The sequence below is a fragment of the Streptomyces sp. NPDC127595 genome (assembly GCF_042671685.1).
Taxonomy (GTDB): domain Bacteria; phylum Actinomycetota; class Actinomycetes; order Streptomycetales; family Streptomycetaceae; genus Streptomyces.
The window spans coordinates 53,600-77,126 of record NZ_JBHXWK010000019.1 but is presented as its reverse complement, the minus strand read 5'-3'; the positions used below and the strand labels follow the sequence as shown (position 1 = coordinate 77,126).

Annotated in this window: 19 protein-coding genes and 2 pseudogenes; 2 read left to right on the top strand and 19 right to left on the bottom strand. The window is 69.2% G+C overall.

Features of this window, described 5'->3' with window-relative positions; genetic code table 11:
* Nucleotide 1: 1 nt before the first annotated feature.
* The 6 genes from ACFVKT_RS38425 to ACFVKT_RS38400 all read right to left on the bottom strand — a co-directional run bounded on the left by ACFVKT_RS38425 (nt 2) and on the right by ACFVKT_RS38400 (nt 6,639).
* Nucleotides 2-790, bottom strand: coding sequence for a carbon-nitrogen hydrolase family protein (locus tag ACFVKT_RS38425; RefSeq protein ID WP_385741021.1), 789 nt, complete (start codon nt 788-790; stop codon nt 2-4).
* Nucleotides 791-1,149: 359 nt separating this feature from the next.
* Nucleotides 1,150-2,625: an HAD-IA family hydrolase gene (locus ACFVKT_RS38420; protein WP_385741018.1), complete on the bottom strand. Its 1,476-nt coding sequence runs from the start codon at nt 2,623-2,625 to the stop codon at nt 1,150-1,152.
* Between the two features lie 58 nt (nt 2,626-2,683).
* Entirely contained in the window at nt 2,684-3,775 is a 1,092-nt protein-coding gene (locus ACFVKT_RS38415) for an ABC transporter ATP-binding protein (RefSeq protein WP_385741015.1), read from the bottom strand.
* A gap of 4 nt (nt 3,776-3,779) precedes the next feature.
* Complete coding sequence (locus ACFVKT_RS38410; protein ID WP_385741012.1) at nt 3,780-4,604, bottom strand: ABC transporter permease; 825 nt, start codon at nt 4,602-4,604, stop codon at nt 3,780-3,782.
* Nucleotides 4,592-5,488: an ABC transporter permease gene (locus tag ACFVKT_RS38405; RefSeq protein ID WP_385741009.1), complete on the bottom strand. Its 897-nt coding sequence runs from the start codon at nt 5,486-5,488 to the stop codon at nt 4,592-4,594. Before ACFVKT_RS38405 ends, ACFVKT_RS38410 begins: the two co-directional genes overlap by 13 nt.
* Nucleotides 5,485-6,639, bottom strand: a complete 1,155-nt coding sequence (locus ACFVKT_RS38400; protein ID WP_385741006.1) for an ABC transporter substrate-binding protein — start codon at nt 6,637-6,639, stop codon at nt 5,485-5,487. Before ACFVKT_RS38400 ends, ACFVKT_RS38405 begins: the two co-directional genes overlap by 4 nt.
* A 211-nt stretch (nt 6,640-6,850) precedes the next feature.
* Here ACFVKT_RS38400 and ACFVKT_RS38395 point away from each other — a divergent pair, with 211 nt between their 5' ends.
* Complete coding sequence (locus ACFVKT_RS38395; RefSeq protein WP_385741003.1) at nt 6,851-7,591, top strand: GntR family transcriptional regulator; 741 nt, start codon at nt 6,851-6,853, stop codon at nt 7,589-7,591.
* 90 nt (nt 7,592-7,681) lie between these two features.
* On the opposite strand, the gene ACFVKT_RS38390 is transcribed toward ACFVKT_RS38395, so the two are convergent.
* The 4 genes from ACFVKT_RS38390 to ACFVKT_RS38375 form a co-directional block, all read right to left on the bottom strand.
* The gene (locus ACFVKT_RS38390; protein WP_365438506.1) at nt 7,682-8,134 is read right to left on the bottom strand and encodes an Lrp/AsnC family transcriptional regulator; all 453 of its coding nucleotides are present in this window, start codon (nt 8,132-8,134) and stop codon (nt 7,682-7,684) included.
* Nucleotides 8,135-8,144: 10 nt separating this feature from the next.
* On the bottom strand, nt 8,145-9,611 hold the full coding sequence (locus ACFVKT_RS38385) for an amino acid permease (RefSeq protein WP_385740999.1): 1,467 nt from the start codon (nt 9,609-9,611) through the stop codon (nt 8,145-8,147).
* Nucleotides 9,612-10,080: 469 nt separating this feature from the next.
* The gene (locus ACFVKT_RS38380; RefSeq protein ID WP_385740997.1) at nt 10,081-10,476 is read right to left on the bottom strand and encodes a hypothetical protein; all 396 of its coding nucleotides are present in this window, start codon (nt 10,474-10,476) and stop codon (nt 10,081-10,083) included.
* 124 nt (nt 10,477-10,600) lie between these two features.
* Nucleotides 10,601-12,064, bottom strand: coding sequence for a GuaB1 family IMP dehydrogenase-related protein (locus ACFVKT_RS38375; RefSeq protein ID WP_385740994.1), 1,464 nt, complete (start codon nt 12,062-12,064; stop codon nt 10,601-10,603).
* 258 nt (nt 12,065-12,322) lie between these two features.
* On the opposite strand from ACFVKT_RS38375, the pseudogene ACFVKT_RS38370 reads away from it, so the two are divergent.
* Nucleotides 12,323-12,515, top strand: a pseudogene (locus ACFVKT_RS38370) (IS256 family transposase); the annotation flags it as partial.
* A gap of 92 nt (nt 12,516-12,607) precedes the next feature.
* Here ACFVKT_RS38370 and ACFVKT_RS38365 read toward each other — a convergent pair.
* The 9 genes and pseudogenes from ACFVKT_RS38365 to ACFVKT_RS38325 form a co-directional block, all read right to left on the bottom strand.
* A complete protein-coding gene (locus tag ACFVKT_RS38365) occupies nt 12,608-13,081 on the bottom strand; it encodes a hypothetical protein (RefSeq protein ID WP_385740991.1) in 474 nt (157 codons plus the stop codon).
* A gap of 523 nt (nt 13,082-13,604) precedes the next feature.
* A pseudogene (locus ACFVKT_RS38360) lies at nt 13,605-13,925 on the bottom strand (AMP-binding protein); the annotation flags it as partial.
* A complete protein-coding gene (locus ACFVKT_RS38355) occupies nt 13,922-14,560 on the bottom strand; it encodes a 3-oxoacid CoA-transferase subunit B (RefSeq protein ID WP_385740988.1) in 639 nt (212 codons plus the stop codon). The pseudogene ACFVKT_RS38360 and the gene ACFVKT_RS38355, both read right to left, overlap by 4 nt.
* A gap of 2 nt (nt 14,561-14,562) precedes the next feature.
* Complete coding sequence (locus ACFVKT_RS38350; RefSeq protein ID WP_385740985.1) at nt 14,563-15,342, bottom strand: CoA transferase subunit A; 780 nt, start codon at nt 15,340-15,342, stop codon at nt 14,563-14,565.
* Between the two features lie 85 nt (nt 15,343-15,427).
* A complete protein-coding gene (locus tag ACFVKT_RS38345) occupies nt 15,428-16,234 on the bottom strand; it encodes a hypothetical protein (protein WP_385740982.1) in 807 nt (268 codons plus the stop codon).
* Between the two features lie 326 nt (nt 16,235-16,560).
* Nucleotides 16,561-18,864, bottom strand: a complete 2,304-nt coding sequence (locus ACFVKT_RS38340; RefSeq protein ID WP_385740979.1) for a hydantoinase B/oxoprolinase family protein — start codon at nt 18,862-18,864, stop codon at nt 16,561-16,563.
* Nucleotides 18,865-18,894: 30 nt separating this feature from the next.
* A complete protein-coding gene (locus tag ACFVKT_RS38335; protein WP_385740976.1) occupies nt 18,895-21,021 on the bottom strand; it encodes a hydantoinase/oxoprolinase family protein in 2,127 nt (708 codons plus the stop codon).
* A gap of 27 nt (nt 21,022-21,048) precedes the next feature.
* Entirely contained in the window at nt 21,049-21,465 is a 417-nt protein-coding gene (locus ACFVKT_RS38330) for an acetone carboxylase subunit gamma (protein ID WP_385740973.1), read from the bottom strand.
* 36 nt (nt 21,466-21,501) lie between these two features.
* Nucleotides 21,502-23,430, bottom strand: a complete 1,929-nt coding sequence (locus ACFVKT_RS38325; RefSeq protein WP_385740970.1) for a hydantoinase/oxoprolinase family protein — start codon at nt 23,428-23,430, stop codon at nt 21,502-21,504.
* Nucleotides 23,431-23,527: the final 97 nt, after the last annotated feature.

Sequence of the window (23,527 nt, the reverse complement as noted above, 5' to 3'; positions counted from 1 at the left end):
GTCAGACGAGGGACCCGTAGAGGCCGGGGCGGCGGTCCTTCAGATACGGGTTCGCCTCGCGCGAGGCCGCGAGGAAGACAGGGTCGGCGTCGGCGAGGACCAGCTGCTCGGCTCGCCCCGCACGGGCCCGGGCAACCCCGTCCGGCCCGGCCAGCGTCGAGAGCCCGACGAAGTCGAACTCCCCCTCCTGGCCTGTGCGGTTGACGTACGCGACGTACATCTGGTTCTCGAAGGCGCGCACCGGGACGACCGACTCGGCGACGAACTGGAACGGGTGCATCTGCGCGGTCGGCACGAGCAAGAGGTCGGTGCCGGCGAGGGCGTGCGCCCGGACGTTCTCCGGGAACTCCACGTCGTAGCAGATCATGATCCCGACCCGCAGCCCGTCGAGCTCGGCCTGCACCACCGGCTGCTCCCCCGGCGTGAAGTGCTCCTGCTCGAAGCAGCCGAAGAGGTGGGTCTTGCGGTAGTTCGCGAGGCGGGCGCCCTCCGCGGAGATCAACTGCGCCGAGTTGAAGACCGCCTCCCCTGAGCGCTCGGGGTAGCCGTACGCGACAGCCACGCCGTGGCGCTCGGCGATATCGGCGATCGCGTCCGCCGAGTCGCCGTCCGCGGCCTCGGCGAGGCGCGCGATGTCGTCGCCGATCGCGTACCCGGTCAGGAACATCTCCGGCGCCACGAGCAGCCCGGCGCCCGCCGCCGCGGCACGCCCTGCGGCTTCGTCGAGGACCTTCAGGTTCCCAACGACCGACCCGGGACGGCCGGAGCTCTGGAGCAGGGCTGTGCGCATGCGTGTTCCTTGCCGGTACGGAGGGGTTTGGGGGGCCTCATAGACGGTACGGGCGCGGGCGCTCGGGGGACAAGGCGGAGCCGTTGCGCGTGCGCGGACGAATCGTTGCGTGGGGGGTGGGGGTGGCGGCGATTCGTTGCGCGGGGGGGTGGGGTAGGGGTTTTCGCCCCCTCCGCCCCTTCCCGTCCCGTTTCTGGGGGCTGCCGCCCCCAGGCCCCCGCTGTCGCGCTGAACGCGCTCGTCCTCAAACGCCGGACGGGCTGAAGAATTTCAGCCCGTCCGGCGTTTGAGGAGCGGGGGTTTGGGGGCGGAGCCTCCAAGTGACGGGAATGGGCAGGGGCGGAGGGGGCGAAAAACCCCTATCCCACCCCGAACGTCGTGATCACCGCAGCGTGGTCAGAAGGCCACGCGTTCCCCGCAACATCAGGCCACGCCCGCGGCGAGCCGCAGACAAGGGTCCGCGAGTCGAGTACGCGCAGGCCTCGGTACAGCACGTAGTCGATCCGGTCCTGCGGCTCAGGCCGCCCGCTCCCGTCCTCATGCTCGACATGAACCGGCGACCACGTGTAACCGGGGGCACGGACAGGGTCCGGATGAACCTCGCGATACGAATCACGCAGCCCCGCCTCCTCCGCAGCCTTCGTCACAGGCCACTCGACATCGGGCCAGTCCAGATGCGAAGGAGCGTTGAAATCCCCCAGCAGCAGAACAGGCGCACCGGCATCCGAAGAGTCCGCGATCCCCCGGAGAATCTCCCGCATCTGGGCAAGCCGCACACCCTCGTGGGCGATCAGCCCGGCTGCCGGAAGCCCGTCGAAGCGTGCCTCGTACGGCCCGTACGGCGTGTAGTCGAGGTGGGCGCTCCAGACGGCCACCTCCTGCCCGCCGTCGAGAAGGATCCGCGCCCCGGTGCCTCCGTAGAAGCCGACGTCCGGGTCGCCGAGACGGGCGGTGATCGGGTACCGGCTGATGATGCCGAGGTTGTCGCCGGCCCGGTGGTGGTGCCAGCCCAGCGCGTCGGCGAGTTCCTCCGCGGCGGTGCCGTACGTCTCCTGGAGGGCGACCACGTCGACGCCCGTCTCCGCGATGATCTTGAGCTGCTTCTCCCGGTGGTCGTCGACCTTCGTGCCGCCGTACCAGAGGTTCCAGGTCATCACCCGCAGCTCGGTGGGGGCGACCATGGCCCGCAGCCGCGCCGGGGTCACCTCCTCCAGGCTGCTGAGGACGGTACGTCCGAGGGCGGGGCCGATCGGCGCGAGCGAGGGGACGGCGAGGACGGCGCAGCCCGCGGCCTCGGCGGAGCTGACGCCCGTCTGGGTGTCCTCGACGGCGACGCACGCGGCGGGGTCCACGCCGAGGGCGCGGCAGGCGGCGAGGTAGGGATCGGGTGCGGGCTTCGTGTGCTCGGTGTCGTCGGCGGTGACGGAGACGGCGAAGCGTCCGGCGCCGAGGGCTGCGAGGACGGTGTCGGCGACCGCGCGCGGCGACGCCGTCACCAGGGCGGTGGGTACGCCCTCACGGGCCAGGGAGTCGAGCAGAGCGAGCGCGCCGGGGCGGGGCACGATGCCGGTGCGGACGCGGTCGGCGAACTCCCTGTGCAGTTCGTCCGCGACCGCCTCCACCGGGGCCCCCGTGATCCCGCCCAGCCAGGCCGCGGTGTACTCGACCGGGTGCCCGAGCACCTCCGGCTGGTCGGCCCCCGTCAGTCTTCGCCCGAGCCCGTCCGCCACCTGTTCCACCGCCTCCCACCACAGCCGCTCGGTGTCCACGAGCGTGCCGTCCATGTCGAACAGAACGGCTTGGAGGGGGGGTTGGGGGGTGGAACGGCGGGTCACGGAACTCTCTTTCCTTCACTCGACTGGGGCCCGTGGGGGTGGGCTCGACCGGGGTGGTTCAGTTGGTGCGCGCGGCGACCAGCACCGGTCGCTCCGGCAGGCTCACCGTCACCGCCGCCCCTGATCCGAGCGCCGCGGCCTCGTGCGTCGGCAGGTCTGCCTTGACCTCGGTGGCATCGGCGAGCCGCACGGTGACCCGGGTGGCCGCCCCGAGGAACGCGGTGGCGACGACCTGGGCGTCACCGGCGTCGTCCGCCCGGACCTGGACGGCCTCGGGCCGTACGAGCACATCCACCACATCTCCCTCGGCCACGACGGGCGCCTCTCCGTCGACCGGAAGCCGCTGCCCGAGCAGCTCGACCAGTCCTCCGGCCAGGTGTCCCGGAATCCGGCTCATCGTGCCGACGAACTCGGCGACGAACGGGGTGGCCGGCCGCCCGTACAACTCGGCCGGCGTGGCGCACTGTTCGAGCTGTCCGGCCCGCATCACGGCGACGCGGTCGGCCATGGACAGCGCCTCTTCCTGATCGTGTGTCACGAACAGTGTGGTGATGCCGAGTTCCTGCTGAAGCCGGCGGATCTCCTCACGAAGGCTGAGCCGCACCTTGGCGTCGAGGGCGGAGAGCGGCTCGTCGAGCAGCAGTACGCGCGGGCGCAGGGCGAGTGCGCGGGCCAGCGCGATGCGCTGCTGCTGGCCACCGGAGAGCTGGTGGGGGAAGTTCTCCCCCTTGTCGGCGAGGCCGACAAGGTCGAGCAACTCGGCGGCGCGGGCCCGCCGTTCGGACGTACGGACCTTGCGCATCCGCAGTCCGAAGGCCACGTTGTCCAGCGCGCTGAGATGCGGGAAGAGGCTGTACGACTGGAAGACCATCCCGGCGTCGCGGCGGTGCGCGGGGACGCGCGTGACGTCCTGGCCGTCGACCAACACCTCACCGGAGTCGGGATGTTCGAACCCGGCGAGCATGCGCAGCGCGGTGGTCTTGCCGCAGCCGGACGGACCGAGCAGGGCGAGGAGCTCACCGGGCTGCACGGTGAGGTCGAGCCCGTCGAGGGCCACGGTCGAGCCGAACTCGCGGCGCAGGCCGCGGAATTCGACGGTGGCTGCCTTCTCGGACTTCTCGGACGTTTTCTGAAGGGTGGTGACAGTCATGGGTTCATCCTCGGGAGGCCGAAGCGGATGCTTTGGAGGAGCGGCCGCCGAACACGGCGAGCGAGAGAAGCAGTGCCCACGTGACGAGCAGGCTGAGTACGGACACCGCGACGGAAAGCTGCGCCTGCGAGCCGCCGACGCTGTAGATCCACACGGCGAACGGCTGGAAGCCCAGGAGCTGCGCGACCGTGAACTCGCCGAGGACCAGCGCGAGTGTGAGGAAGGAGGCGTTGAGCAGCGCCCCGCGCAGATTGGGCAGCACGACCCGGACCAGCGCCTGCGGCCAGGGCGCGCCGCAGCTGCGGGCGGCCTCGACGAGCGTGCGTACGTCGACGGCGCGCAGCCCCGCGTCCAGCGCCCGGTACACGAACGGCAGCGCCATCACGACGTAGGCGAGGACGAGTACGAACGGGAAGCTCGGGTTCTGGATCGCCACGAAGGTCTGGAACAGCGGCGTACGGGAGAGGTGTTCGGGACCCCATTTGAGGACCGTGGAGATACCCGCGACGAACGCGATCGGCGGGACGACCAGCGGCAGCGAGCACACCACCTCGACGACCGGCCGCAGCCGGGGCGCGCCGAGCCGCAGCGCGACCATCGCGGGCACCATCAGCAGCAGCACCAAGGCGATGGTGGCGAGGGCCAGTTCAAGGGAGAGCAGCAGGCTGGAGGTGAAGCCCTCGGTGGAGACGATCTGGCTGTACGCGTCGAAGGTGACCCCCTGCCCGGGCACGTCCACGGTGAAGATCACGGACGCGCCCAGCGGCACCAGGAAGTACAGCGCGGCGAGGGCCAGCACGACCCACCGCCAGAGGTTCAGGCGAGCCATCGTGCGCTCCGTCGTTGCAGGGGCAGGTACACGGCCATCACCACGCCCGCGATCAGGACCATGTCGAGGCTGAGGGCGAGCGCCACGTTCTCCTGGCCGACCAGGACGTTGCCGGAGATGGCGTCGGCGATCTGCAGGGTGACCAGCGGGACGGCGCTGCCCACCATGGCCGCCGCGGTGGCGTACGCGGCGAAGGCACTGCCGAAGAGGAGTACGAGTCCGCCGAGCAGCGAGGGCGCGAGGACGGGGAGGGCCACGTGCCGCCAGTACTGCGTGGAGGTGGCGCCGTTGTTCTGCGCCGCCTCACGCCACTGGGCGCGCAGTCCGTCCAGGGCGGGTGTGATGGTGAGGACCATCAGCGGGATCAGGAAGTACAGGTAGACGATGACCAGACCCCAGAAGCTGTAGAGGTTCCAGCCCTTGTCGGTCAGGCCGAACTGCCGGGTCAGGACACCCGCGTTGCCGAGGGTGGCGACGAACGCGAAGGCCAGCGGGACGCCGCCGAAGTTGGCGAGCACGCCGGACGCGGTGAGCACGGCCTCGCGCAGCGCACGGAAGCGGGAGGTCACCACGGCCTGGGCGAGCGGCAGTCCGAGGACGGTCGCGATGCCGGCGGAGACGGCGGACAGCTTGACGCTGCCGGTCAGGGCGGTGAGGTAGGCGCCCTGAAGCGAGTCGGTCAGATTGGACGTGGTGTACGAAGTGGCGCCGGTGGCCTGGTCCTTGACGGTGAAGGCACCGTTCAGCATGGCCAGGGCGGGGATCCCGAAGGCGATCGCGACGACGACGAGCAGCGGGACGACGGGGAGCCAGCCGGCGACGCGGCGCCCGCGCTTCTGAGAAGCGACGGACACCGCGTCGGCCGCGGGGAGAGTGGCGGTCATCCGGAGACGGCCTTGCCCCAGCCCTGGGCCAGGACTTCCTTGGCCTTGCTCTGCTGGTCCTCGGTCGGGAAGCTGGGCGTGCCGGAGACCTCGGGGAGCTTGGCGGCGGCGGTCTTGTCGAGCGTGCCGGCCTTCTCCATGGAGGTCATCAGGACCGGGCGGGCGAATCCCTCGAGCCAGAGGTTCTGGCCCTCGGTGCTGTAGAGGTACTCCTCCCACAGGCGCGCGGCCGCCGGGTGCGGGGCGTCCTTGTTGATGGCCTGGGAGTAGTACTGGGCGTACTTGCCGTCCTCCGGGACCGTGACCTTCCAGTCGACGCCCTTGGACTTGAACTCGGCGGCGTAGCCGGCGTTCAGGTAGTCCCAGTCGATGCTGATCGGGGTCTCGCCCTTCTCGACCGTGGCCGGGGTCGACTCGACCGGCGTGTAGTTGCCGTTCTTCTTCAGCTCGGCGAAGAAGTCCAGGCCGGGCTGGATGTCGTCGAAGGAGCCGCCGTTGGCGAGGGCCGCCGCGAACACGCCGCCGAAGGCCGACCCCGACTTGGTGGGGTTGCCGTTGAGGGCGACCTGTCCCTTGTACTCCGGCTTCAGCAGGTCCTTGAAGGTGGTCGGGCAGGTCTTGACGCGCTTGGCGTCGCAGCCGATGGAGACGTAGCCGCCGTAGTCGTTGTACCACTGGCCCTTCGGGTCCTTCTGGCCCTCGGGGATGTCAGCGAAGGACGCGACCTGGTAGGGCGCGAGCAGCCCCTGCTGGGCGGCGCTCAGAGCGAAGGAGCTGCCGAGGTCGAGGACGTCGGGGGCACGGTCCTGGCCTTTGCGGGAGGTGACGGCGTTGATCTCGTCCTGGCTGGACCCGTCCGGGTTCTCGACCTCGATCTTGATGCCGTACTTCTTCTCGAAGCCGTCGATGATGGCGCCGTAGTTGGCCCAGTCGCGGGGCAGGGTGATGGCCTGCAGCGTGCCCTCCTTCTTCGCCGCCGTCACCAGGGCGTCGAGGCCACCGAAGTCCTCGGCCGAGGTCGCGGTGGCCGCGCTCTTGCCGTCGGCGGTGGTCGACTCTTCGGGGGCCGCGCCACAGGCGCTCAGGGCCAGGGCGGCGACGACGGCGAGGCCGCCGGTGAGGACTGCGGTCCTCGGCAGGAACACGGTCACGGTCTCTCCAGGATTGCGCACGAGGGTGTGGTGGGACGGATAACTTGTCTGAACAAGTTGGCCTCAGTAGGCCCGTCGTTGATGTCCTGTCTGTAAACTCTGGCGAAACCGTGCCCCCTGATTCCCTGGACAATCCACGCCCCCACCTACCACTCCAGCACCTCGACTAGGGTGATCACCCTGTGCACAGGGACCGGACCAGAGGGGAAGCATGCCTGCGCGACACGAGGAGATCGCCGAGGAGCTGCGGCGGGCGATCGACCGCGAGGAGTACACAGTCGGCAGCCTGCTCCCCACGGAGACGGACCTCGCGGCGCACTACGCCGTCTCACGCGGCACGGTCCGCCAGGCGGTCGCGGCACTGTCCGCCGAGGGGCTCATCGGGTCTCGCCAGGGAGCCCGCCGCGTGGTCCTGGCCGGCCGCCGCAGCCAGAGCTTCGCCGAACTGCGCAGTTTCGCCCAGTGGGCGCGCGCGATGGGGCGGGAGGCGACGGGCGAGGTGGTGACGCAGGAGTACCGCCGGGCGACGGCGGAGGATGCCGTACGGCTCCAACTGCGGGAGAACACCACCGTGTTGCACGTCCTGCGCGTACGCGGCCTGGACGGCGAGCCCGTCCTCCTGGAGCGGACCGTCTACGCGGACTGGATCTCCCCCGCCGTCGAGGCCATCGAACCCGGCTGCCCCTCCGTCACCCAACGCCTCTTCGAGGACACGGGTTTGGTCTTCGCGTACGGCGAACACCTCATCGACGCGGTGGCGGCGGGCGCCCAGGACGCCGAACTCCTCGGCGTCCGCCGCACCAGCCCGCTGCTCCGCGTCCGCCGCGTCACCACCACCCGCGAAGGCCGCCCGGTGGAGTGGTCCGACGACCGCTACCGCTCGGACGCCGTGAGCTTCAGCGTCCACAACTCGATAGAGAACAACGCGCTGGCGAGGAAGACCGCGGAGTAACGGCATTTTGGAAACGCCCCGGGCAGGAGCGCGCCCGTCAGGGGCGCGGGGAACTGCGCGACCAGCCCCCACTCACCCGCAGCGGAGCGACTACGTAGGCGACCCGGAAGAGAACCGGCGCAGCAAAGGGGACAGAACAAGCACGGACTTCGTCCGCTCCACGAACGACTCCCCCGCGATCCGCTCAAGCACCCGCTCGAAGTGCCGCATGTCCGAGGCGAAGACCTGCACCACGGCGTCCGCGTCCCCGGTCACGGTGGACGCGGCCACCACCTCCTGGTACCGCTCGAGCCCTCGCTGAATGGTCTCCGGCGAGGTGTTCCGCCGGCAGTAGATCTCGACGAACCCCTCGGTCTCCCACCCCAGCGCAGCCGGATCCACCCGCACGGTGAACCCCGTGATCGCGCCGCTGGAACGCAACCGGTCCACCCGGCGCTTCACGGCGGGCGCGGACAGGCCGACCTGTTGCCCGATGTCGGCGTAGGAGCGCCGCGCGTCCTCGGCGAGGGCGTGCACGATGCGTTCGTCGAGATTGTTCAGCACTGCGGGTGGTTCACTTCTCTACGGTGGCGATACGGGACCGGCGGTAGCCGTAACTGAAGTAGAACACGAGCCCGACGGCCATCCAGACCCCGAAGACCACCCAGGTCACGGTGTCGAGGCTGCCCATCATCCAGACGCAGAAGGCGAAGCCGAGGGCGGGCAGCACCGGCGACAGCGGCACCCGGAACGTACGGGGCATCTCCGGACGGGTCCGGCGCAGCACCACGACCGCGATGTTGACCAGGGCGAAGGCGAAGAGCGTGCCGATGCTGGTGGCGTCGGTGAGCTGGCCGAGCGGGATCGCGGCGGCGAGCACTCCGCAGAACACCGACACGATGAGGGTGTTGGCACGGGGCACACCGCTCTTCGGGTGAACGCGCGAGAACACCTTGGGCACGAGCCCATCGCGGGACATGGCGAAGAGGATGCGGGTCTGGCCGTAGAGCACGGTCAGGACGACGCTCGCGATGGCGATGACGGCTCCGGCGGCGAGCAGGGTGCCCCAGACGGCGTCGCCCGTGACGTCCTCCATGATCCCGGAGAGCGCCGCCTCCGAGTCGGTGAACCGCTGCCAGGGCATCGCGCCGACGGCGACGGCCGCGACCAGGACGTACAGCGCGGTGACGATGATCAGCGAGAGCATGATCGCGCGCGGCAGGTCGCGCTGCGCGTTCTTCGCCTCCTCACCGGCCGTGGAGGCGGCGTCGAAGCCGATGTACGAGAAGAAGAGCGTGGCCCCGGCCGCGCTGACGCCCGCCATGCCGAGCGGCATGAAGTTCTCGTAGTTGCCGGACCGGAAGCCCTGGATGCCGATCGCGCAGAACAGCAGCAGCGCGGCGATCTTCACCACGACCATGATCGTGTTGGCACGGGCCGATTCCCGGGCGCCGCCGAGCAGGAACGCCATCGCGAGCAGGACGACGATCAGCGCGGGCAGGTTGAAGATGCCCCCGTCACCGGGCGGTGCGGAGAGCGCGTCCGGGATGGTGACGCCGATGGTCCCGTCGAGCAGCTCGTTGAGGTACTCGCCCCAGCCGACGGCGACGGCGGCGACCGACACGCCGTACTCCAGGACCAGACACCAGCCGCAGATCCAGGCGATCAGCTCACCCATCGTTGCGTACGCGTACGAGTACGAGGACCCGGCGACCGGAATGGTGCCCGCCAGCTCGGCGTAGGAGAAGGCGGAGAACAGCGCGGTGAGGCCGGCGATCACGAACGAGAGGGTGACCGCTGGGCCGGCCTTGGGGACCGCCTCGCCCAGGACCACGAAGATGCCGGTGCCGAGGGTGGCACCGATGCTGATCATGGTCAGTTGCCACAGCCCGAGGGAGCGCCGGAGCGACCCTCCCTCACCCTGGCCGCCCTCGGCGACGAGCCGTTCCACCGGCTTGCGACGCATAAGTCGTGCGCCCATGCCCGGGGACGGCGGGGCGGACGAGGGGCGGGGCTGCGGGGGTGCGCCTTGGTCGAGCACGCGTTGGCTCCTTCATCGCTGCCGGTCGGAGGAAGCGGGAACCGGCGGCACCCCTGACAGTAGGGACCCGCCGAGCGGAGTCCCCGCCGCACTGAGTACAGCGCTTGACCCTACGAGCCCGGACTTCACGGGCGTAATGCAGCAACCTTGCGCACCTCCGCAAGATCATTGCGTTCATCGCGGCCCGGCGGGTGTTCGTTGCGCGGAGCCTTTCGATGGTTGCGCGGAGCCTTCTCTCACTCGCTGCGCGGGGCTCCGCGAGCCGGCGAACGCGCGCCCCCTCCAGCCCCTCCGGCGGCGCGGCTCCGAGACCCGGCGACCCGGAGCCCCCTTCCCCCCTGACCCCGGCTCCGCAAGCCGGTGAACCTGACCCCCGGTCACCCCTGCCCGCGCAGCTCCGCAAGCCGGTGAACGCGAGCCCCGCTCAGCGCCCGGGCGCGGCAACGAGAGCCGGTGGGGCGAGCCCCGCTCAACCCTCCTCCGACCCCCCGGCGACGGCCCGTGCCCGCGCCGCGTCCTCCTCGTCGAAGCCCAGCTGCCCGGGTTGCCCGTACGACGCCGCCTGCCCGTCGATCCAGCGCGTGTACGCCTCCCAGGCGGCCTGCTTGCTGGTGCCGAGGGCCGCGCCGATCTGCGACCAGGAGGCACCCGCCTCACGCGCCGCGCGAACGGTGAGCTGACGCCCGTACGCCGCCTTGCGGACCACCACCTCGCTCAGCGCGAGCAGCTCCAGCAGCCCGGCCCGGTCGAGCGCCTCGGCGTTGCTCCCGGCTCCGGCGAGCGACTCACGCACCCGCAGCTCGTCCAGACGGGCCACGGCCGTCAGCAGGGTGTACTGCGGCTCGATGCTCTGTGGTGTCGTCATACCACCAGCCTCGCGTCAAGCAAGTTTGACGTCAAGGTGGCCTGACGGAAAAGGAGCTCGAACGCCGACGGCCCCCGCGTTCGCCCGCACCACGGGGGCCGTACGAGAAAGAGGAAGCGCGCCGCTACCAGCTCGCGTGCAGCGGCTTGCCCTCGGCGTAGCCGGCCGCGCTCTGGATGCCCACGATCGCCTTCTCGGCGAACTCCTCCAAGGAGTTGGCCCCCGCGTAGGTGCAGGAGGAGCGGACGCCCGCGATGATCGAGTCGATCAGGTCCTCGACGCCCGGGCGGGACGGGTCGAGGAACATGCGCGAGGTGGAGATGCCCTCCTCGAACAGGGCCTTGCGGGCACGGTCGTACGCCGACTCGTCGCTGGTGCGGTTCTTGACCGCGCGGGCGGACGCCATACCGAACGACTCCTTGTAGAGGCGCCCGTCGGCGTCCTGCTGGAGGTCGCCCGGGGACTCGTACGTACCGGCGAACCACGAGCCGATCATGACGTTGGACGCACCCGCGGCCAGCGCCATCGCGACGTCGCGCGGGTGCCGTACGCCGCCGTCGGCCCACACGTGCTTGCCGTACTTCTTCGCCTCCGCGGCGCACTCCTTCACCGCCGAGAACTGGGGGCGCCCGACGCCGGTCATCATCCGGGTGGTGCACATGGCGCCGGGGCCCACACCGACCTTGATGATGTCCGCGCCGGCCTCGATCAGGTCGCGCACGCCCTCCGCGGCGACGATGTTGCCCGCCGCGATCGGCACCTGCGGGTCGAGCGCGCGCACCGTCCTGATGGCGCTGATCATCGACTCCTGGTGCCCGTGGGCCGTGTCGATGACGAGCGTGTCGACGCCCGCGGCGAGGAGCTGCTTGGCCTTGCCCGCGACATCGCCGTTGATGCCGACGGCGGCGGCGATGCGCAGCCGCCCGTTCGCGTCGGTGGCCGGCGTGTACAGCGTGGCGCGCAGGGCGCCCTTACGGGTGAGGATGCCCGCGAGCCTGCCGTCCTTGTCGACGGCGGGGGCGTAGCGGCGGTTGGCGTGGTCCAGCTTGTTGAAGGCCTCACGCGGCTCGATGTCGGCGTCGAGGAGGAGCAGGTCCTTGGACATGACCTCGGAGAGCTGGGTGAAGCGGTCGACGCCGGTGAGGTCGGCGTCGGTGACCACGCCGACCGGGCGCCCTTCCTCGTCCACCACGACGCCCGCGTTGTGCGCGCGCTTCGGCAGCAGGGCCAGCGCGTCGGCGACGGTCTGGTGCGGGGCGAGGATGATCGGGGTGTCGAGCACCAGATGGCGCCCCTTGACCCAGGAGACGACCTCGGTGATGACCTCGATCGGGATGTCCTGCGGGATGACCACGAGCCCGCCGCGACGGGCGACGGTCTCGGCCATCCGGCGGCCCGCGATCGCCGTCATATTGGCGACGACCAGCGGGATCGTGGTGCCCGAACCGTCGGGGGAGGCGAGGTCCACACCCTGACGCGAGCCGACCGCGGAGCGGCTGGGCACCATGAACACGTCGTCGTACGTCAGATCGTAGGGAACCGGAGATGATTCTACGTAGCGACCGGCGCTGGCCTCAATGAAACGCATAGACCCACATTTTCATGCGAAATGACGCAGATCACTCCCACGAAGACACAGAGAGCACTCCCCCACGGTCATGTAATCCTCCAAGGAGGTACGGGGGCTCCCGTGCCGGGCAGGAACCTGCCTTACAACAAGACGTTACCTGAGCACTTGTTCGGCCTGCGAGCCCAGGACGCCTGCGAGCGCGGCGCCGGCGGTGGTGCTTGCAGGTGTGCAGCCAGTCGGGGAACGCTGCGCGTCGTTCGGCTTCCGAGCGGTAGGGGCGGGCGCGCGGACGGTACCAGGGAGCTGATCGCGACGGCCGACGGCTACCGCGAATCGGCCGAGTCCTGGGGCAACCCGATTCGCGATGCGACCGAGGCGGGATGCGTGCCCGGTCCTGGCCGTCGGCGACGGCGCGCCCGGCAACTGGAGGGCCCTCGCGGAGGTCTTCTCCGAAGGTCGGCACCGAAAGCGCTCCGGCCGTCGAGAGCCTGAACCCGACGTGGTCTGCGAGATCGGACTCGCACCAGCGAAGGCCGGGGGGCAACGGCGAAAGCGGACGCGTCACGCTCCGGACGCCCGGGAGATCACCGTGCATACGACGGTTGCCGTGCTGCCTCCGAAGTTCACTGTGGCGAAGCGGCGTGCGTTGGGGACCTGGTATCCCTCCGCCTGATCAGTCACCTGCAGGTAGCCGTCGAGCATCATGCGAATGCCCGTCGCCCCCACGGGGTGGCCGACGCCGATGAGCCCACCGCTGGGGTTGACGGGGAGCTTTCCGTCGCGGCGCGTCACGCCACTGTCGGCCGCCTCGCTGCTGCGGCCGGGCTTGATGATGCCGAAGTGGTCGATGGCCAGGTACTGGGAGACCGTGAAGCAGTCGTGGGTCTCGATGCCGTCGGGTTCGAAGACGTCGTCGATGCCGGCCCGTGCGAACGCGTCCTGATCGTCTCCCGGACGTGCGGGAAGCCGTACTCGCTGTCGGCACCCGTGTCGAGCTTGTCCTGGAGGTGCAGCGAGGCATTGCGGTGTCCCCATCCGGCGATGCACGCGACCGGTCCCCTGACCTCGTCCGCGTGTCGGCGCAGCCAGCGGTCGGAGACCAGCAGGACGCCCGCACCTCCGTCGGCGATCCGGCTGCAGTCGTACCTACGCACCCGGCCGGCGATCCTGGGGTTGGCCAGGTCGTCGTCGCTGGAGCAGTCGGGCGAGGTGATCCAACCCCGGGTCTGCGCCTTGGGGTTGGTCCTGGCATTGGCGATACTCTCACTCGCGATCCGGCGCAGATGCCGATCCTCGAGGCCGTATCGCCGGTCGTGCTCCTCGGCGATCCGCGAGAAGGTGAAGGGCCCGGCACGACGGTGCCGACCATGGACCCCAGGTGGCCCTGCTGACGTAGAACTCGCCCATGGCATGGGCGACATGGATGACGTCGACGTGCTCGGCGGGTATACCGGCGGCGTTCAGGCTGCCGGTCGCGGTCTCCCTGACGAGGTCCCCGGTGTCCAGCGACTCCCTGGTGAGGTTGCGAGCGAAGTCGCTCTGGTAGCCACCGATGATCCACACGGGCTGCTGCGAGGCCGGGTTCGGCGTCCTGGACGGTCCAGGTCACCTCGCGGGGGTGGAGCTTGGCGTTCACCGGGACGACGGCAAGTCCGGCCCACCGAGCGGCGAAGAGCACCTCGAGGTACTCCGGGCGGTTGTTCCTGACGATCGCAACCCGCTCGCCCGGAGAGCATCCGAAGGGGGTCGTCGACACGGCCAGAGCGGCGACGCGGTTTCGCAACTCCCGGTAGCTGTAGAGCGGTTGGACGCCCGGGTAGACCGCTGTGCGGTCGGGCAGGGCGGTGGCCGCGCGGTCCAGCAGGACGGCGATGTTCACGCGGGCCCCGTGATGAGTTCCGGTTCGGTCGCCGCCCGTACGTCGGCCTCGGTGACATCGGGTGCGCACTCCACCAGACGCAGCCCGTTGTCGGTGACGTCGAGGACGGCCAGGTCGGTGATGATCCGGTGGACGACCCGTTGGCCGGTCAGTGGCAGGGTGCAGTTCTTGACGACCTTGAACGCGCCGTCCCTTGCGACGTGTTCCATCAGGACGATGACCTTGCGGGCGCCATGGACCAGGTCCATCGCACCGCCCATCCCTTTGATCATCTTGCCGGGGATCACCCAGTTGGCGATGTCTCCTTGTGCGGAGACCTGCATGGCTCCGAGGATCGCCGCGTCGATCTTGCCGGAGCGGATCATGCCGAAGCTCGTGCCCGAGTCGAAGAAGCTGGCACCCGCCCGAACGGTCACGGTCTCCTTGCCGGCGTTGATCAGATCCGGGTCCTGGTCGCCGGCGTACGGGTAGGGCCCCGTGCCGAGGATGCCGTTCTCGGACTGCAGGACCAGCTCCACGCCGGCCTGGACGTGGTTCGGGACCAGTGTCGGCAGACCGATCCCCAGGTTGACGTAGTCACCGTCGCGCAGCTCCCGCGCCGCGCGCGCTGCCATCTGTTCCCTGGTCAGCGGCATCGTCACTCTCCCAGGAACTCGGACGGACGGGGGCGGGTGGTCAGCCGTTCCACGCCCTTGTCCGCCACCTGCGCGGTCGTGAGGGGCAGGACCCGGTCGATGTAAACCCCGGGCAGGTGAATGGAGTCGGGGTCCAGATCGCCCGCCTCGACCAGGTGCTCGACCTCGGCGACGGCGGTCTTGGCGGCCATGGCGCAGACGGGGTTGAAGTTACGGGCGGCCATGCGGAACACGAGGTTGCCGTGCCGGTCGCCCTTCCAAGCCCGTACGAGGGCAAAGTCGGCGTGCAGTGCCCGTTCGAGCAAAAAGGAACTCCCGTCGAAGTCGGTGACCGGTTTCGGCGGCGAGGCGACCGCCACCGAGCCGTCCTCCGCGTACCGCCAGGGCACTCCCCCGGTCGCGACCTGGGTTCCGGTGCCTGTCCTGGTGTAGAAGGCGGGAATGCCGACGCCCGCGGCGCGCAGACGCTCCGCCAGGGTGCCCTGCGGGGTGAGCTCGACCTCGAGCTCACCGCTCAGGTACTGACGCGCGAACTCCTTGTTCTCGCCGACGTAGGAAGCGACCATGCGCCTGATCTGCTTGCGCTCCAGCAGTTTCCCGAGTCCCACCCCGTCGGTCCCGCAGTTGTTGGAGTAGACCTCCAGGTTCTTGATGCCCGCCTCCGCGATCGAGTCGATGAGGACGGCGGGAATCCCGCAGATGCCGAAGCCTCCGCAGGCGATCGTTGCTCCGTCGCCGATTCCGGCGATGGCCCGGGTGGCGGTGTAGACCACCTTGTCCAAGGTCTTTCTCCTTTTCGGGCGAGTTCCAGGCAAGTTCCCGGTCGAGTTCTCGGTCGAGTTCCCGGTCGAGTTCTCGGTCGAGTTCTCAGGCGAACTTGGCCAGTTGGGCGAGAACCTTCTCGGGCACGGCGTCGGCGGGAATGTCCGCGACGAGGAAGTCACCCGAGGGCGCGAGCACCTCGTCGGCGAGCCAGTACGTATCCGGAATCAGCGCCCCGACAACGGCGGAACCGAGGAGCTCGACGCCGTCCTGGGTGCGCCGGCCGAGCGTCCACCGATAGTGATCCGTGATGTTGGAGAGCGGCTTGTACGCCGCGTCCTCCACCTGCGGCAACGACTGCGTGCCGGGCCGGCGGTCGTCAAGGAGCAGCATCGCCACCGGCAGGGCCGACAGCCGGCGCAACCAGTCCGCGACGTACATGGCGGCGTTCTCCGCGTGGTCGGCGTCGAGGTCGCTCACGGAGCCCGCCCCGCTGAGCGTGTGAGTGCGCGCCAGCCAGCGCATGGGCGACGGGATCTGCAGGATCAGTGGCGCCCCGGACGTCTGTGCCACGACACCGGCCAGCTCGACGGCCTGTCCCGCGACCGCGTCGGCCGCGAGGAGGGTCTTGAGCGCGTATCCGGTACGTGAACGGGCGGACAGGGACGACCTCAGCGTGTCGTCGGCGGCGAGGACCTGGTCGTGGAAGGCGCCCAGGTCGAGCAGGGTCGCATCGGACCGGAGCAGGCCCTGGGCCTGTCGCGCGTACTGCGCGTAGCCGGTCGGATCCGTCCACGGGACCGGTCGGCCCCGGAGGATGACGGCCTGTGTGTAGCGGTGGTGGTCGATGACGAGCGCGGTCCGGCGGCCCGAGGGAGGTGCGGAGACGATCGACGTGAAGTCCATGGCCATGAGGGGTCCTGGAGTCGGGGAGTTCGAGGAAGGGACTCGGAGCATTGGTGGCCGCGGGTACGGCCGGATTGGAGACCGGCGGAGGCCAGTGCTTCCCAGGCGCCGCCGGACGGCCGCGGGGGGAGCGCAGGGCCGGGGCGGGGCGGGGTGCCACTGGTCCTCCGCCGGTGGTTCGGTTCGTCAGCCGTCAGCCGTCAGCCGTCAGCCGTCAGCCGTCAGCCGTCAGCCGTCAGCCGAGGATGGCCTTGAGCGCGTGCGGATGGCTCGGGGCGAGCCGAGATGCCTACGCGTTCCGAGGCATGCCGAGGGTGGAACGGGCTGGGAGTTCAGGACTTCCGGCGCACCTCTTCGCCGTGCTTGTCCTCCAGCTCGCGTACGCGGGCCTCGAGTTGTGCGACCTTCAGGTCCCGGCGGTCCGGAAGCATGACGATCGGCATCTTCTCGATCGGCGCGGTGACCCGCTGAGGGCCGTCGATGCCGAACACCGTGGCGGTGAGCTCCTCCGTGCTGTCGCCCCACGAGCCGTAGTACGGCAGGCCCTCGGCGGGCTCGTCGGTGACGAACTCCTCGACGAACTCGGCGTAGGGCTTGCCGCGGCGGAGCCGGTCCTGGCGGGCCTGCGCCCGCAGCTCCTTCGTGCCCTCGGCGTCCAGGATGAAGGTGTCGGGATCGAAGGCGACGGCGAAGATGTCGCGGGCGACCTTCTCGCTGATCCGCTTCAGTTCGACGTCCTTGACCACGGCGAGCGGATCGCGCTCCAGGACGTCGCCGTAACCGCCGCCGGCTCCCTGGCTCATCATGTACAGCTCGCCGTCCTTGGCGACGTCGAACTGCAGACCCATGTGGTCGGTCATGTACTGGCCGCCCTCGAAGGGCTGCTCGTTCATGACCTTCTCGATGGAGAGGTCGAAGCGAGCGGGGTCCTTGCGAAGGACGTCGTAGACATTGATGCCCTTGACGCGGGCCAGCGGGTAGGTGCCACAGCCGTAACCACCGAACATGCCGTACACGGAGGAGAACTTGGCGCCGGAGGTCACCGTCATGAACCCCCACAGCGGTGTGCCCTCGCTGGCGACGATCATCTCGTAGCCCATGCCACCGGTGTGCTTGCCGAAGCCCATGTTGTCGCGGACCAGGCGCTTGGAGACCAACTGCATGAAGGGCACCTCCTCCTCCATGACCTCCTGCTCCGCCGTGTCGGCCATGGCGCAGAACAGCGGGGAGACGGCATCCTCCCCGTCCAGGAAGGCCTTGGCCCCGCCCGGCATGCCGTTCAGGTCCGCGCAGAGGTTGCCGACCTGGTCGCCGTGCTGGGTGACACCGCCCCACAGGAAGGTGTTGATCTGGTTGAACCAGGGGGCGATGACGTTGGAGAACTTCTCCGGGTTGGCGAACTGCAGCTTCGCCCAGGACGACTGCAGGGCGGAGAAGCCGCGGAAGGACGCCTGCAGTGACTGGCCCATCGGTGCGTCGTAGCCGGCATCGGCCCAGGTGTGCTCGTCCGAGATGATCTCGATCGGGCTCATGGCCGAGGTGCACCGCGGCAGATCCGGCCACCAGAAGGCCAGGATCGCCTGCATGAACATCGACTTCACCGAACACAGCGGGGAGTTGATGGCCCGGTTGAGGATTTCCGGCCCGGTGCCGCGAAGGTCGATCGTCATCCTGTCGCCCTTGACGGTCACCTTGCAGGCGAGCTTGATGAGGATGTTCTCCTTGAGCGTGGAGTCCATGAACTGGTTGAACCGGACCGTGCCGTCCGGCAGTTCCCTGATCCGGCGACGGACCTCCTCCTCCACGTCCTCGACGGTGACGCGCAGGGCGGCGACGAAGGTCTCGACGCCGACCTCGTCGATCAGGAGATCGATGCGCTCCATGATGCGCTGCACCGCGCCGATCTTGACCTTCAGGTCGGCGAGTTGGAGCTTGGGGTCGCGGACGGAGTGCTGCAGAAACGTGAGGAGGTCACGGCGTAGCTCACCCCGCTCCACGATCTTGAAGGGGCTCATCCGCAGACCGTCGTCGAACGGGGTCTCCGATCCGGAGGGCATGCCCCCGGGCTCGCAGGCACCGTTCTCGCCCTCGTGAATGGTGGCCGCGACCCAGGCTATGACCTCGCCGTTGCGGATGACCGGCATGATCATCGACTGGTCCGTGTTGTGGACGTTGCCGTAGCGGGCGTCGTTGTGGATGAAGCCGTCGCCGGGGTGGATGCCCACCGTGGGCTCGTCCTTCCAGTACTTCATGATGTACCGGATCGGATGGTGCAGGATCGCCGAGAAGGCGATGACGCCGTGGCAGGACAGATAGGTGACGTCACCGGAGGCCGTGTAGACGGCGGTGGTGAGGTCGCCCCACTTGGCGCCGGGTGCCGCGCCCATGGCCTCGCACATCTCGTAGCCCTCGTCGAGAGCACCGGCGAGCCGCTTGCGGATGCGGTCGATCTGGAGCGGGTCGATGCCCTCGGCGATGCACTCCTCCTCCAGCACCGAGCGGGGCGCGATGTGGTGGGAGCGCATGATGTCGCGGTCGGGGCCCAGGAAGAGGGTCGTCTCGTCCATGAACTGGTCGACCCACTGCTGCTCCTGGGCCGTCAGCCCGACGGCCGGAGACTCGTGAATGGCGGTCATTTCGCTACTCCTTGAAGTCTGTGGCGAGGCTCAGTCACGCAGGAACCACACGGCACCCTGAGGTGTGGGTTCCAGGCGCCAGCCGGGCTCGACGAGGTAGGTGGTGTTCTCGGTGGTGACGATGGCCGGGCCGGGGATGAGGTGGCGGTGCGTCAGCGTCGCGGAGTCGTAGATCGGCGTTCTGACAGGTCCCGCCTCGCCGGCGTAGTGCACGTCGCGGTGGCTGACGGCGGTCGGTACCGTGCGCTCCCCCGCGTACTCCAGGGAGTCGAACTTCACGACGTCGCCGTCGACGAATGAGGCGACGCGGATGGTCTGGACGCGGATTCCGGCCTCGGGTGCCTCGGAGCCCTCGCCGTAGCGCTGGCCGTAGATCTCGGAGAAGGTCCTGATCATCCGCAGGACGTCACCGACTCCATGGATCCGGCTGATGTCGAACACCACGGCGGTCGTGACGAGTTGGTTGCCGTAGCGCATGTCCATCTCGAGCCGGTAGCGCACATCCGCCGGATCGAAGCCCTGGCGCACCAGGTCCTCCCGGCCTTTCGCCTCCAGTTGCTCGACGATGGTGTTGAACTCGTCGTACCGGTCGTACAGGGCCCGCGTGGTGGCGTTGTACATCACCACGTGCGCGCCGCGCTCGTGGATGTGCAGTTGCTTCATGTTGCCGGCGCCCAGGGCAGAGAACACCGAGGCGAAGGGCGGCGCGAGGATCTTCCTGATCCCGGCGTGGTCGGCGATCCCGCAGGCGTGCAGTGGACCGTTGCCGCCGTAGGCGAGCATCGTGAAGTCCTCGGGGAGATAGCCCCGTACCCGAAGCTCCTTGGCGATGCCTATGGCCATCTGCTCGTCGACGCCGCGCTTGATCGCCTTGGCCACCTGGATGACGTCCATGTCGAGCTCGTCACAGAGCGTCTCCTCGATGGCGAAGACGGACCGCTTGGGGTTGAGCTTGATGAACCCGTTGGCGTAGTTGTCCGGGTCGAGGTAACCGAGCAGCAGGTCGGCGTCGGTGACTGTGGCGCGCAGACCTCCGCGGTCGTAGCAGGCCGGCCCGGGATCGGAGCCGGCCGACTCGGGGCCGAGCTTGACGCCCTTGTGGATCCGGTCGTAGGAGGCGATGGAACCGCCCCCGGCCCCTAGGGTCAGCAGGTGGATCATCGGGACCGACACCAGCCAGCGGTCGATCGTGGGCTGGAAGTCGTAGTGCTTGACGCCGCCTTCGGGGACCAGACCGATGTCGAAGGAGGTGCCGCCCATGTCGGTGGAGATGACGTGGCCGATACCGGTCTCGCCGGACAGGTGCTCGGCGGCGCCGACGCCGGCGATAGGGCCGGAGTGAATGGTCTGGAGGGCGTCGGTGGAGTTCATCTGCGCCATGCCACCGGAGTTGTGGATGACCAGCATCGGCTTGTCGTAGCCGGATTCACGCAGGTTGTTCGCGAGCTGGCTCAGGGCGTGGAACATGATCTCGTGCAGGAAGCCGTCCACGATGGTGGACGTGGCGCGTACGTACTCGCCCTTGCGGCCGGAGACCTGGTGTCCCAACAGGACGGGGATGGCGCCCAGTTCGTGCGGAGGGTACTCCTCGAGGATGATCTCCTGGATCCGCAGCTCGTGGTCGGGGTTCTCGGTGGCGTTGGTGAGCGAGACGACGAGCGCCTCGGCACCGGCGTCCACGAGTTCGCGCACCATGGTGCGCACGTCCCTCTCGTGGAGGGGGACGACGACCTTGCCCGCGGAGTTGACGCGCTCCTTGACCGAGCGGATGAGCTGCCGCGGGACGAGCGGTTCCGGACGCTCGGCGGCCGGCAGGTTCTGCTGCATCGAGGGGTCCAGGCCCTCGCCGTAGCCGCGCCCCCGGGAGAGGGGGATGGTGTCCTCGAAGCCGTGCGTCACGATGGCGCCGACCTTGGGACCCTTGCGTTCGATGAGCGCGTTGGTGCCGAGCGTGGTGGCATAGCGGACCGAGTCGACCTCGGAGAGGACCTGATCGCGGTCCAGGCCGGCCCGCGAACAGGCCAGGTCCAGGGCCTCGTTGAAACCGAGCGCCAGGTTGTGATGGGTGGTCAGTGCCTTGGCCTCGATGTACGTCTCGTCCCAGACGAAGAAGCAGTCGGTGAATGTGCCGCCGATGTCGACGGAGATGCGCTTCATGTGTCGGTCTCCCTTCCGGGTGAGAGGTCAGTGGGCATCGACGGAGTGGGTGTGCCGCTGGACGTCCTCACCCGGGCCGTACACGACGGCCGTCATCGGGTCGGTGCCGCGCTCCTGCCACTGGGCGCGGAGCGCGTCGATGTCCCAGAGCATGTCGACGGTCGGCGGGTGGCCCGGAGGCACGTACTCGGTCTCCAGCTGGGTGGCGCAGCCGGGGCAGTAGAACTCGAGGATGCGGCAGTACGACGGATCCGGGGAGAAGGTGAACTCGTAACGCTCCGGGTCGATGATCGGCTGGTGGATCTCGCGGGGATCACGGTCGTAGACCAGCGTCCCCTCCTTGTAGTTGCCGCGGGCGTCGCCGAGGTCGTGGTCGCAGACCCTGCACCCCCAGCGTTCGGTGTCCAGGTCGATGAGCAGGTACTCGGTCATGGGTACGCGCATGGTGATCCGTCCTTTCGTGAGCTGGGCGTTCCGCGGTCAGCGGGTGTCGGTGAGCAGCAGGTCGCCCCCGGCGGTGACGTGGAGCTGCCAGCCCTTGAGGACGCGGGCGGTGAAGAAGGGACCCTCCACGAGGGCGGGTCCCGTGGCGGTGGCGCCGGGCTGCTGTTCCACGAGCGAGTAGACGGGCACGTCGTCCACCTGATCCACGCTCGAACGGACCCGTCGGCGACCCGAGGCCACAGCCGGGCGGGGTGCGAGTGCCTCGTTGCCGGGGAGTTCGACGTGGGGCAGCGGGGCGGTGACCGTGAGCCTGAGCGAACCGTGCAGTGCGCCGCCGACGGCCGGGTCGTCGCCGTACTCGTACGGCCTTTCGGAGACGAGCGCGCCGTCCTGCTCCTCCACGACGACACTCCACTCCAGGTCGCACGAGGCCAGCTCATGCCCTTCCTGGAACATGTCGCGCTCGGCACGCTCCAAAAGCGTGTCGTGCACCGCGGCGGCGTCCGCGGCCGACGACTGCGGGAGTCCGGCCTCGTAGCTCTGCCCGATGTCGGAGAAGCTGATGCCGAACGCGGAGAAGACCGCCGCGAGTTTCGGAACAAGCACCGTCCTGACGCCGCTGAGACGTGCGGCGCCGCAGGCGCTCATCGGGCCGGCTCCGCCGAAGGCCGCGATCGTCGTGTCCGCGGCGTCCTCGATCACGTCGGCGAAGGCGTTCGCCACGGTGGCGAGGTACGCCGACTCCATCAGGAGCAGCGCCTCGGCGAGGCTCACGCCCAGCGGTTCGGCGACCGTCGCGGTGATGACCGCCTTCGAACGCTCCGCGTCAAGGCTGAACCCGCCGTCCAGGTAGGTCGTGGGGTCCAGGACACCGAGCAGCAGGTTGACGTCGGTGATGGTGGCGCTCCTGCCGCCGAAGCCGAAGCAGGCCGGCCCTGGCGCGGCACCGACGCTCTCCGGCCCGACCGTGATGCGGCCGTCCCGGACGGTGATCACCGAGCTGCCGCCCACACCGCTCGAGCGGACATCGCTCATGGGGAACGAGATCGGCACGCCCTTGACCGAACCGCGGCGCTCGACCGCGATCCGCGAGTCCTTGACGGACCCGACGTCGGTGGTCGTCCCCCCGACGTCGAGCATCAGAACATGGTGGAGGCCGTACGCCTTGGCCAGGGCGCGGGTCCCCTCGAGTCCGCCGCGCGGGCCCGAGGAGTACGTCTTGAGCGCCACCGACTTGGCCACCCGGGAGGAGGCTCCGTCGTTGCGGTAGATGAGCAGCGGGTTCTGGACGCGGTGCGACCTGAGCCTGTCCTCGGTGTTGTAGAGGAAGCGTTCCATCGTCGGATGCAGGAAGGCGTTGATCACGCCGGACCAGATCCGGCGCGCGCGCACCCTGTCCGCGGTGAGCTCCCAGGAGTAGAGAATCGGCACCGAGCCCAGCAGGTGCCGGGGGAACCTGCGCAGCAGGATGCTGCGCAGCAGGCGTTCGTCCTGGCCATCTGCGGCACCGACCGCAACGACGATGCGTGCCGCGCCGTCGGTCGTCAGCTTGTTGACCCGTTGCACGAGGTCGAAAGCGAGGGATTCCTCGTCGGCGCGTGGGTCGATGGTGGCGACCCGGCCGGCAACGAGGTCGTCGAAGAGACTGGCCTCACTCGGTGTCGACCGCAGCTCCGCGACGACCGCCGGGTCGTCGGTGATGAGTCCGATGGGCGGGCCCTTGCGCTCCACCAGCGCGTTGGTTCCCTGAGTGGTCGAGTACCGGATGTGCCGTGTGCTGTGCAGCAGAGCCTCGATGTCGGCGACACCGTGGACGGCCTCGGACGCTTTGGTGATGCCGTCGAAAAGGCATTTGGACAGGTCGAACGGTGTGGTCAGCGTCTTGGTGTACGTGAAGTCCTGACCGTCCCACACACAGATGTCGGTGAGCGTTCCACCGTTGTCGATGTTGATCAGACGTGGCATGAGAGGATTCCCTTACGGCTGTCCGAGGGATGTCGGTGGTGCAGGTCTCCGGTGGGCGGCTCCCAGGAGACCTGGCGACAAATGTGCTCTCTCCGCC